Here is a 10,856-nt window from a genome sequence, read left to right as displayed (position 1 = left end):
GTACGTCATGAGGTCCCCCCGGTGGCCGCGGGCTGCGCCGCGCGGCCGGGTGTGGTGAAGATCGATTCCTTGATGCGGGGCACGGGCGGGACGACGACCTTGATCCGGCCGACCTGCATGCGCGGGTCGCGCAGCAGCATCTCGCCCTCGCGGCCGGCCTGACCGACCGGGGAAAGGCCGGTGGTGACCAGCCGGATGAGGTCCTCGTCCTCGCCGTCCAGGCCCAGAAACCGCAATCCCTTGACCGCGCGGGCGCGGTCGGCGGTCCGGGCCAGGAACCGGTAGGCGACCAGGCCCGCGTCCTTGCCCAGCTCGTCGGCGTCGTGCGCCCCGAGGAAGACACCGGCGCCGTGCTTGCGGCCGTCGTGGAGGATCTCGTGGACCAGCGCCGAGCCCTCCGCAGAGGAGGTCAGCCAGTACACCTCGTCCAGGGAGACCAGGCAGAACCGCGACGGATCGGTGAACGCCGCCTGCCGGGCGACGGCCGCGATCAGATACAGCACCGCCCGCCCGATCAACGCCTCCAAGGGCTGCTGGCGCAGCACCTCGACATCGGCGAACGCCTCCCGCGGCGGCAGGGTCAGGCCGGTGGTGGTCACCACCACCATGTCGGCACCGAGATCCCCATCGAGCGTGACCGGCGGCAGACTCGGGTCGAAGACCATCGCCGCCAGCGGATTGGTCCGCACGATCCGCAGCAGATCCGCCATGGTGGCGGCCGCATCCCCCCGAGTCGAGCCGGCGCCCGAGGCCGCGAGCGAGGCCAGGACGTCGAGGACCTTGCCCATGGACGGCTCCGGCCCGCCGCTGACCTCCTCCACCGCGTGGTGGAGCACGGCCCCGGCAGCCGTCATCGCCCCCACCCCCAACTGCAAAGTGAGGTAGGACAGGGCGTAGTGGGCGCCGACCGGCCCGCCGAACACCCGCAGCGGGTCGATGGAGATCCGGGCCTCCGCGGCGTCGATGATCTGGCAGCGCTCACCCATCGCCGTCCGCGCAAAGCCGGCCCACTCGCGCATCGGGGTCCGGTCGATGACGATTGCCCGCCCGCCCCGGTCCACCACCGCCTCGGTGACCAGCTTCTCCAGCACGCTCTTGCCCGCACCGAGATCACCGATCACCGCGCTGGACGCCGACGCGTTGACCTGCGGGGCATCAGCCGGATTCAGCAGCACCGGGCGGATCGTGCCGCAGTCCAGGTCGTAACCCACCATCATCCCGGCCGGATCACCCACCCGCGACAGCGTCAGAGCACCCGAGGCGGCCCAGTCCTCCGACAACTGGTGCTGCGTGAACTGCCCCAGCTTCGGAGCTCGCACCGTCCCGGGCAGGCCCAGCGCGAACAGCTCCTCCTGCATGCCGTACGGACGCTCCACCCGGTAGTCGCCACCCGACAAGGCCGCCGACAGCTCCCGCGCCCGCGCATCACACGTCCCCGCGTCCGGCCCCCACACACTGAGCACCGTCACCGATTGGACCTCGACCTCCACCGACGTCCTGGCCATCCGCGCGTCCTGCTCCGCCAGATCCCCCGCAGCATCCGGCAACGAGTGCGGCATCCCAGTCGGCTGCGCACCGTACTGATCCGCCTGGTCCAGCAGCTCGCGCTTCTTGCGCTGGACCTGCGCCCGCGCCTTCTTCGCGGTGACCACCCGCAGATCGACCGTGACATCGACCGGGAAGGGCAGGGCCTCCAGCTGGGCTAGGACATCGGCGGCCCGCACCGACACCGCCGGCGGGATCTCCGCCAGCACCAAGTGCGCCTGGTACCCAGTGCCGGCCTCGGACTCCACCTGAAGCCACCGGCGACCCAGCGGCGACGAAGCCGCCGACCGCCACCACGGGCTCCTCGGCTTGGCCTCCTTGGCGCCGGCGCCCATCTCCTGGCCGCCCTCGGCCAGGCGGACCATCCCCAGATCCGCGTACGAGGGCGACAGCAGACTGCCCTCCCGAACCCTGCTGCCATACAGCCGGCTGTGCTCTGCGTCCGACAGCAGTGGCTCCTCCGCCAGGCCCCGGCAGAGCGCGTGCTGGAGCATCCACACGATCTCGGCCGCCGACGCGGGCCGAAGGCCCAACCCTCCGCCCAGGGAGGTCTGGATCCGCTCAGCCTCCACAACGGCCGCCTTCACCTCCGCCTCGGCCACTGGCACCGGCGGGAGATCCAGAGCAGCCGACAGCTCCGCGTACAAAGCCGTCAGGGAAGCGCTCGCGGATCCGCCCTTGGCCGCCAGGGGCACGGCCAGCCACAGCGTCCGCTCGTGCATCTCCTGACCGGTCAGCAGATCGACCGTCGCCGCGCAGGTCTCCGCCCACGCGGGCAGCCGCTGCCAGTCGACGTCGGCCACCATCCGCTCGGCGATCTCCCCGGGATCCGTCCGGGCCGCGAGAACAAACAGGCGCGGCTCCATCCCGGGCATCGACCGCACCAGCGAGGTGATCCGCCCCAGCAGGTCTTGGTGCACCCGGGCGGGCAGGTAGCCGCCCGGCAGCGCGGCCACCCGCCACACCGCCCACACCCGGCCCGAGGCCGACCACAGCAGATGCCCCGCGATATGCCGGAAAGGCGTCCTCATCACGCCGCCCTCCCCGCACCGTCGGCGAGCAGCCGCGCAAGACCCGAACCGGCAGCCGCCCGCCCGCCGGCAGGCACCTCGACCACGGCCACCGTCCCGGCACCCGCCGGACCGGTCACGAGGGCGGGGGTGATGACGAACCGGGCACGCAGGCAGGACGGCTGCCGGTCACGGGCCACCCGCCCCCCAATCCGCCCGGCCGGATGCCTCAACAGCAGTGAACCCACCCCGAGCACAGCCGTGAACGGGTTCTGCCCGGCGATCTGCGCCCCGCGCACCGCCCACACCGCACCCAGCCACAGAGCGATCGGCACCGGTCCCGCCCACGACCACCAGTCGAACGTCTTGATCAAGGCGAAGGCCCCGCCGCCCAGCACCACCAGCTGCGCCGGGGTGTAAGGGCCGAACGGCAGCGTCCAGTCACCGAGCTTGCCCAGCACCCACGGATGCCGGCGCGCACTGGTGTAAGCACGCGCGACGCGCACCCGCTCGGCCCCGCTCACAGAACCCCTCCGCTGCCGCCAGCGACAGGGTCAGGGGTGACCACGACGGTGACAGCGCCAGCGCCCTTGGCCGGGTTGTTGATCTCGTCCTTCACCGCGCCGGACAGCGACTCCCGCGCCTCGTACAGGCCCAGGGCGAGCACCATCGCGATCAGCGCGCCGATCCCGGCCTTCAGCGAGAAGCGGCGGGCCACGGTCACCACGACCACCACCGTCAGCGCGACCTTCAGGCCCTTGTCGCTCCACCCGGCGAGCGTCCCGATCAGGGAGTCGCCCAGCTTGTCGAGCTGGCCCGCGAGGATGAACTGCTTCATCGCGCACCTCCCGCGACCGGCGCGGCCACCGAACCGGACGGGGCAACGGCCGGCGTTGCCGCACCAGCGGCCCCGCCCTTCAGGGCGCTGATCTCCCACCGCCCGGCCCGCGTGGTCACCTCCAGTTGATAGACCAGCGGCCACCGTGTTCTGGCCCGGTCCTCACCGGTGACCCGCACCCGCACCCGCGCCCGGGTTCCGTCGGCCGGAACCTCCTTCCCCGCGGCCCGCTCCGTGTCGGACATGACGTCCTCGACGTCCACCCGCACGTAGCCGGCAGCCGCCGGAGCCGACAGACGCACGCCGGGCGAGAGGTAGCGCTCCAGTCCCGCGCCCTGCCCGCCCGCGAGGTAGGTGCGCAGGAACTCGCCGAGCGACGCCGACAGGGCTGCCCCGGAGGGGACGGCGTGGGAGAACGGGCCGGCCGCGGTTTCCGGCGAGGACTCGGGGGCGGACACCTCCGCCGGCGAAGCGGAGACACTCAGCGGCCCGCCGTCCCGGCCCCCGGTACCGGACACCGCGAAGTACCGAACAACCGGCCCGGTGCCTGCCGCAGGCTCCGGCGCCGGACTCGAAGCCGCCGGGGCAAGAGGGCTGGCGTTGGTGAGGGCGGCGACGACCACAGTCCAGCCGTCGGGGGAGGACACGGTCCGCACGGGTACCACCCGCAGTGCACCAGGCGTCGCCTCGCCGCGAACGCGCTTGGGGAGCTGTACGGAGGGTGCCATCGACCGCAGGGCCGCAGCCACGGGGCTGTCGGTCTCTGCTGCATCGGAGCGCAGCCACAGCTCCACGAACAGCGCCGCCGTACCGGCCGGGTCGGCCGGCAACCTGGATGCGCTGTCGGCGTGCGGAACCGACGCAGCCTGAGCAACGGGGCCTCGCGGCATCACGAGGGCGACAGCCAGGGCCAGCGGCCCAGCGGCCAGCGCCGCCCAGGCCCCGATCCGGGCAAGACGCGGACCGCTCGTCGAGACGGTCCCGCTGACGGGAACGGTCTCCGGACGGGAACGGCGCAACGGCTGCGGGGTTGCGGCCTGCGGCGCTCGCCGTAGGCGACGCGAGGGCCGAGGGACAGGGCTCATGACAATGCCTTCCGTGGAGGTGCTCGTTCTTCTTGCACCCCACGAAACGGCGGTCTCCTCACCGGCCAGCTCACCACTGCCAGCCCCCCGGCGTCACGGGAAGGAAACAGTGCTGCTGGTGAGTCACCGGTGAGCTCACGCCATCCAGTGAAAACTCCCCACCCCAGGTCAGAGCCCTGCCGACAGGACTTCACCGGTGACGAACCCGGCCCCCGGCGAACTCACCAACCACCTCACCGCTCCCACCACCGCGGGCCGGCCGGGAGCCGATCCGGCGCGCCTGCGGCCGAAGCGACGAGCGGTGCGGCCGATCACGGGGCCTCCTTCATCCCGCAGGGCATCGCGCCTGCAGGACGGCGGATACCTTGTCAGAGCCAACTCCTACAGCCCCGGCCACTGCCCCCACCCCGGCCAGCGCCGACTGGCCGCCGCCCGAAGTGGAGGACACATGTGCACCTGCGGAGCCCTGCCCGACCACGACGAGTGCTCAACCTGTGCCGTCCCTGCAGCGTTCGCCGGCTCCCCGGCCGAGGACGAACCGCCCAGGCCGTCCCCGACCCACACCTCGGCGTACCCGGACGAGCCGCCCTTCTGAGAGGGAGTCGCACAGCGCACCGACCGGGTCCGGGTGCCGGCTCAGCGGGGGAAGTCGCCGGATTCTCCTGACCGAGCGGCGTCGCTGCGCCGTGGGCGTGACAGGCCAGCACGAGGCCACCCCGACACAAGGCCGCTGCCGCGCGCGGCCCGACCGAGGTGGCCGTCCGCCGCAAGCCGACTGCCTGCCATCGACACGGTGATCGGCGCCCGCGATGCCTTGGCCCTGTCCACGGGGTTCGCCGCACCCCCTGCCGACCTGCGCGGCTGAGGGGGAAGCAGTGGGGGAGGTAGGAGGGGGATATTGAGGGGGACGCAAGAGGGGGAAACTGACCGGGACACCGACCTGATTCCGGACCTTGCATTTGCACTGGTCAGGCGCCCTTTTCGGTGGTGGTGACCGGCCAGACTTTATTTGAGTAGGGGAGGGAGTGGTTGGGGGAATGGAGGTGGTTGGCTTCTGCAGGGCGCCTGACGGATAGGCGGGACCGGAAGCGACCCGGTGGGCTGCGATCAGCTGCTAGCCATCTCCCGCTGGCCGCCCGTGGGCGGTCAGGCTGGGTGGCGTCGGGACGGTGCCGAGCCTGAGGGTCGCATCCGATCGCGTCGCAGCGCAGTTCCTCCTGGAGAGCCGGGAGCGGTACTGCGTGAAGGGGTCCTCGACCGGGGCCAGGGTTCGTGCCTTGGCGTTCGGCTGGTGCTGGTATCGGCGGGCGGTCACGTGGCGGGCGTCGACCAGGAGCAGCTGGATCCCCGCGGGCGCGAGGGAGTTGCGGTCGACACCGAAAGTGTGGCGGCCGACGTCGTGCCGGCGGCGTCCGTGGCCGGTGTGCCTATGCCGCTGGCCCGGCCGGGCTTTGGGGAGGAGCCGCTTGGTCGTGCGGGTGCTGATGTCGTGCTGTGCGACGAGGGGGCTTCTAGGCGAAACCAATGTGGCCGACGCCCACTTCCGCTGCAAAGCGGGTGGCAAGGGCGCCGGCCGACCGAAGAACACACCACGAGAGAACCCGCGTGCATCATCAAGGCGAGCATAGCGCCCGGCCCGGGTGCAGGCACGCACCCCAACGCTCCTTGGATGCGATAGCATTTTTCTCCTTGCGTAGGGGTCTCGTCGGACCCTCACGGCACGGTGCGCGCCGGCGTACCTCACCCTCCGGAGGTCGAGACCCGTGATCCGCGCTGGACGGACCGCCGTGGGCCGGCGCGAGCTTGCTGACGCGCTGGGGATGACATGGCCGACGTTCCGACGGCTCAAACCGCACGATGCCGAAGGCTTCCCCGAGCCGGTCAGTTCGGAGGGGGCACTGGTGCTGCTGTGGGACCTGGAACAGATCACCGCCCACCGAGACGGCAGACCGCAGCCGGCCCTTCCGCCCGAAGAGGACGACGAGGACCTGCTCGACCGGCGCGAGGCCGCCGTTGTGCTGGCCGTGAAGCCGCGCAGCATCGACAGCTACAAGACCGACCCGCGCCTCGCCGACCACGTTGTTGTGGTGGGCGGGGTCGAGCACTGGCCCCGCGGCGTGCTGCGCGCCTACGGAGCCACCCGAGGCACCATGACTGCGCCCAGCGGCCGACCCACCGGATCCGGCGACATGGTCCCCCGGGACCTACTCCCCGGACGCATCGCTGAACTCCTCGACGCCGACCCCGCGGTGACTGCCGCCCACGCCGTCGACGTCCTCGGCGTCTCCACCTCCACCGCGCAGAAGCACCTCCAGCACGAGCGGGCGGCACGCATCGCCGCACAGATGCACACCGAGCCTGGTCTCCGTGCCGAAGCGGCCGCAGACCGCCTCGGCTACCCACCGGCACTCCGCCGCAGCGCCGTGAAGGCAGCCCAGCAGCTTCACGACAAGCACTGACACCCCAAGACCCCGGAGGGGGCCTGGCCGCCCGGCCGGGTCCCTCCGGGCTTTCTCGGCCCGGTGGGGGCGGGCGTTGCGGGTCCGGTGCCGGTGGGGTGGCCGGCTCCGCTGCGCTGCGCCGGCCACCCCACACCGTGGTTGTGGCGGGGAAGGCCCCGCGGAAGACGTGCCGGACTCCGCTTCGCTGCGTCCGGAACGAGCGCTGCGCGCTCTCACGCCTCCCGCGGGGCCTTCCCCGCCACAACCACGGTGGCCGCGTGCCGCACTCCGCTGCGCTCCGTCACTCCGCTTCGCTGCGTAGAGCGCCCGCCCGGCTCCGCTTCGCTCCACCAGCCGTGCACTCTCGGCGGCACGCGCTGCGGGGTGGGGAGGGGCGGGAGATGCGAGCGTACGCGCTCCGCGCGCACCCCCGCATCTCCCGCCCCTCCCCACCCCTTGCCCTCCGCGCTCCGCGCTACGGGGCTGGCCGGCACCGGACCCGCAATGCCCGCCCCCACCGGGCCGTAACCACGTCTGACCTGCGGATACATCACTCTTTCGAGTCGGCCGCGAGGGGCTGATCCCACCTCGGATGATCCTTGATTGCGGTAGAGTTCTCTTGTCGGTGAGAGAAAGTGGCAAGCCCACCGGCCGAAGAACCCACCCCCTATCCAAGGGAGAACCATGTCCCCTACCAAGGCCGTCGAGTTCGGGCTGGTGATCCAGCCCGACGGCTGGTTCGAACTCGCCGACTGGACCCCCAACACGACTCCGGCCGCCACCCTTGGCTGCGACCTCACCCACCCCATCCCCCTCAGCCGTGAGATCACGCTGTGGGTGGACGAAGACGCCCTGATGAACGGCAGGCCGGTCAATGCTCCGGCCACCCCGGTCCTGCGGTCGCTCGGCGCTATCCAGTTCCCCTACTTCGGCGCGGTCCTGCTCACCGGACCCACCGACCACGACACGGCATGCGAAGCCAACGGCCTGAGGGAGGACCAGGCCCTTGCGCTCATCGAGCAGTACCTCACCCGGGCCGCCGTCAAGGTCCCCCAGCAGCGCACCTGCTGAGACCCAGAACGGCCAGCAGGGTGACTGCCCTCCGCCCCGACCGTCTCGCCTGTGGGGCCGGGAGTGGCACCAGCCCCACAGGTCGACCGAACGCCGCAGGACAACCGTGAAGGGGCACGCTCGTGACCAAGTTCCAGACCTCCCACCATGCACGCACGCTCGCCCGCCGCAGCATGACTCTCGTGCGGGCTGTCGGCCGGACCGCCGGTGAGGGACTCCACCACCTGACCGTCATCGCACTGGCACCTCGCGGCGTCGCCGAGGCCGAGTGCGTCATCACCGGCCCCGTGCCGAACGAGGACGACCCGACCGACCCGCTCGTCTACGTGGCCTACCTGTTGGCCGGGACCGCGATGGGCGCGAAGGCCATGTTGACGGCGCGCACCCTGGACCCGCAGGGCGAGGTCACCTACAGGTCGTGGGCGGTGAGCGACCTCGTCGCGCACCCCGCCACGGCCGAAGAGAGCTTCATCGCGTACTGCCTCGGCGAAAACCGCGACCTCACGGACCTGGTCCCCGGCGTGACGTTCGTGGACGCCCCCGCACTCGACTGACCCGGGCCCGGCAGCGAGCACCCCGCAGATCTGAACACGCACGGCCAGCGGCGGGGGAGTGGCACCCCCGCCGCATCCGTAGAACACCCAAGAAGGAGAAACTCCCATGGCACACGAAATCGAGCAGTTCAGCGACGGCACGGCCGCGTTCGTGAGTGCACGTGAAAGCGCCTGGCACCGGCTGGGCACGGTCACCGCCGAAGCGCTGACCGCCGAGGACGCCATGCGCCTGGCCGCCCTTGACAACTGGGACGTCCGGCTGATCGGCCTGCACGCCACCGAACTGACCCCCGACGGCGCGACCGTGCTGGACGTGCCGAACCACCGGGCGAGCGTGCGCACCCACCCCAAGACCGGACGCCCCGAGACCCTCGGCGTGGTCGGCCCCGACTACACCCCGGTACAGAACGAAGAACACGCCGAGTTCCTCAACTTCCTCGCCGACGAGTCCGGAGCCCACTTCGAGACGGCCGGATCCCTCCGGAACGGCCGACAGGTGTTCCTGACCATGAAGCTGCCCCAGACGATGACCATCGGCGCCAGCGACAACGTCGACCTGTACATCGCCGCCTTCAACTCCCACGACGGCAGCAGCGCCTTCCGCATCGTCGTCACGCCGGTGCGCGTCGTGTGCGCCAACACGCTGCGCGCCGGGCTGCGGAGCGCGAAGAGCAGCTACACGGTCCGCCACACCTCCGGAGCGCGCGGCCGCATCGCCCAGGCCCGCCAGGCCCTGGGCCTCACGTTCAAGTACGCCGAGGAGTTCGAGAAGGCCGCCCAGCGCATGCTGGAGACGGAGATGACCACGCCCATGCTCCGGTCGATCGTCGAGGAGCTCTGGCCGGCCACCAACGCGGACAGCGCCCGCAAGAAGACCAACCAGGTCAACCGCTGGAACACCATCCGGAACCTGTTCGAGCAGGCCGACACGCAGGCGGGCATCCGGGGGACCGCCTGGGCGGGCTACAACGCGATCACCGAGTACGCCAACCACGTCGCTCCGGCGCGGGGCGCCAGCCCCGACCTGAAGAGCGCCGCCCGCGCCGAGCGGGTCATCACGGGCACCGCCGATGACGTGATGGAACGCGCGTTCCGCCTGATCACCGTCTGACCCGCGTCAGCTCGACAGCACCTCTCCCGGGGCGGGAGAACCCCTCCCGCCCCGGCCACCCCCCAAAGGCAGGACCACCCATGAGCACCCACAGTGCAGCCCAGCTGATCGGCGGACGCTCCCACCAGTGCGACGCCACGGCGACCTACACCCACCAGGAGCGCCGCGCATACGCGTTGCTCGACGGCATCGGCAGCACGGAAGAAGTCCAGACGTGGACGCGTACGGCCGCCCGCCGACTGGCCCGCGCTGCCGCACGTGCCGGGGCACTGGAAGGCCTGCGGCAGATCCACGCCGCCCGGGCCGCCGAGGTGGCCCCGGAAGGCTGGTACGCGCAGTACATGCCCACGGCCGTGGCCGTCGTGGCCGTCGCCGAGCCCGGCAAGCCGCTTGAGGTGGCCTGGTGCGGTGACGCCCGCGCCTACCTCCTCCCGGAAACCGGCAGCCACCTGGAACGGCTGACCACCGATCACAACATGCGACAGGTCCTTATCGACATGGAGCTTGAGCCCGGACCGTACGCCCGCAATCGGGTGACGTCCTACCTCGGCGACACCAGCCCCAACCCACCGCTCGGATCGGTTCGCGCCCCCAACAACGGCAGGCTCGTACTCGCCAGCGATGGCGCGTACGAGCCTCTCGAAGACGCTCAACTCCCCATCACGGACTACCTGATGGGACGCCCTCACAGGGCCGCCCGGGCCCTGGCAGCGGCCGCCATCGCACACGCCGACGGCCGCGCCGACAACGCCACGGTGCTGATCGCAGATCTCGCCGCGAGGTAGCGGCCCCGAGGCGGTAGCCCAGCGGACCATGACCTCAAATCCAGAGTCAATCCAAGTAACATTTTGAATCACCTCCTCGGGGCGCGGGGTGGTCGGTCAGTTCACCCGGCCACCCGCACCCCTCCCGCTACTGCCAGCCGCCCGCGAAGCGGGCTGGTCCTGGAGGCGAAGCCGGAAGGACTTGGGTGGGGGAGCGAAGCGGACCCACCCAACGGGCCATAGGCCCGGACCCCGTGAAACGGGGTCACCTACGGCCGCGTAGCGGCCCGTTCAGAGCGAAGCCCTGAACCTGTCCGGAGCGAAGCGGAGGACCCCTGCCGAAGGCAGGCCCTGGCCCGGCGAAGCCGGGCCGACCGAGCGCAGCGAGGCGGTTCTCTCCTACGCGCGCAGCGCGTAGGTACCCGCGGAGCGGGTAC

Annotated in this window: 9 protein-coding genes; 5 read left to right on the top strand and 4 right to left on the bottom strand. The window is 71.5% G+C overall.

Going from position 1 to position 10,856, the window contains the following annotated elements; all coding sequences use genetic code 11:
• Positions 1-5 precede the first annotated feature (5 nt).
• The 4 genes from ABT403_RS13065 to ABT403_RS13050 are packed head-to-tail and all read right to left on the bottom strand — an operon-like array spanning position 6 to position 4,223.
• Positions 6-2,576 (bottom strand): ATP-binding protein, encoded by a 2,571-nt coding sequence (locus ABT403_RS13065; RefSeq protein ID WP_344151466.1) that lies wholly within the window; start codon positions 2,574-2,576, stop codon positions 6-8.
• Positions 2,576-3,079 (bottom strand): hypothetical protein, encoded by a 504-nt coding sequence (locus ABT403_RS13060; protein WP_344151463.1) that lies wholly within the window; start codon positions 3,077-3,079, stop codon positions 2,576-2,578. The genes ABT403_RS13065 and ABT403_RS13060 overlap by 1 nt, the downstream gene beginning before the upstream one ends.
• Positions 3,076-3,393: a hypothetical protein gene (locus ABT403_RS13055; RefSeq protein ID WP_344151460.1), complete on the bottom strand. Its 318-nt coding sequence runs from the start codon at positions 3,391-3,393 to the stop codon at positions 3,076-3,078. Before ABT403_RS13055 ends, ABT403_RS13060 begins: the two co-directional genes overlap by 4 nt.
• The gene (locus tag ABT403_RS13050) at positions 3,390-4,223 is read right to left on the bottom strand and encodes a conjugal transfer protein (RefSeq protein WP_344151457.1); all 834 of its coding nucleotides are present in this window, start codon (positions 4,221-4,223) and stop codon (positions 3,390-3,392) included. Before ABT403_RS13050 ends, ABT403_RS13055 begins: the two co-directional genes overlap by 4 nt.
• 2,075 nt (positions 4,224-6,298) lie before the next feature.
• Between ABT403_RS13050 and ABT403_RS13045 the strand changes: the two genes are divergently transcribed.
• The 5 genes from ABT403_RS13045 (at position 6,299) to ABT403_RS13025 (ending at position 10,440) form a co-directional block, all read left to right on the top strand.
• Positions 6,299-6,937, top strand: a complete 639-nt coding sequence (locus ABT403_RS13045; RefSeq protein WP_344151454.1) for a hypothetical protein — start codon at positions 6,299-6,301, stop codon at positions 6,935-6,937.
• A gap of 666 nt (positions 6,938-7,603) precedes the next feature.
• Positions 7,604-7,990 (top strand): DUF3846 domain-containing protein, encoded by a 387-nt coding sequence (locus ABT403_RS13040; protein WP_344151452.1) that lies wholly within the window; start codon positions 7,604-7,606, stop codon positions 7,988-7,990.
• A gap of 122 nt (positions 7,991-8,112) precedes the next feature.
• Positions 8,113-8,544 carry a hypothetical protein gene (locus ABT403_RS13035; protein ID WP_344151449.1) on the top strand — a complete coding sequence of 144 codons (432 nt, stop codon included), beginning with the start codon at positions 8,113-8,115 and terminating at the stop codon, positions 8,542-8,544.
• 106 nt (positions 8,545-8,650) lie between these two features.
• Entirely contained in the window at positions 8,651-9,655 is a 1,005-nt protein-coding gene (locus ABT403_RS13030) for a DUF932 domain-containing protein (protein WP_344151446.1), read from the top strand.
• Between the two features lie 80 nt (positions 9,656-9,735).
• Positions 9,736-10,440 (top strand): PP2C family protein-serine/threonine phosphatase, encoded by a 705-nt coding sequence (locus ABT403_RS13025; protein WP_344151443.1) that lies wholly within the window; start codon positions 9,736-9,738, stop codon positions 10,438-10,440.
• The last annotated feature ends 416 nt before the right edge of the window (positions 10,441-10,856 follow it).

Source organism: Streptomyces sp. NPDC000075 (genome assembly GCF_040301925.1).
GTDB classification, from domain to species: domain Bacteria; phylum Actinomycetota; class Actinomycetes; order Streptomycetales; family Streptomycetaceae; genus Streptomyces; species Streptomyces polychromogenes.
This window is presented reverse-complemented; position numbering and strand designations above follow the sequence as displayed.

Excerpts from the sequence above, each read along its gene's own strand:
- ABT403_RS13040 (WP_344151452.1), top strand. The coding sequence starts at position 7,604 with ATGTCCCCTACCAAGGCCGTCGAGTTCGGGCTGGTGATCCAGCCCGAC.
- ABT403_RS13045 (WP_344151454.1), top strand. The coding sequence starts at position 6,299 with ATGACATGGCCGACGTTCCGACGGCTCAAACCGCACGATGCCGAAGGC.
- ABT403_RS13055 (WP_344151460.1), bottom strand. The coding sequence starts at position 3,393 with ATGAAGCAGTTCATCCTCGCGGGCCAGCTCGACAAGCTGGGCGACTCC.
- ABT403_RS13065 (WP_344151466.1), bottom strand. The coding sequence starts at position 2,576 with ATGAGGACGCCTTTCCGGCATATCGCGGGGCATCTGCTGTGGTCGGCC.
- ABT403_RS13025 (WP_344151443.1), top strand. The coding sequence starts at position 9,736 with ATGAGCACCCACAGTGCAGCCCAGCTGATCGGCGGACGCTCCCACCAG.
- ABT403_RS13030 (WP_344151446.1), top strand. The coding sequence starts at position 8,651 with ATGGCACACGAAATCGAGCAGTTCAGCGACGGCACGGCCGCGTTCGTG.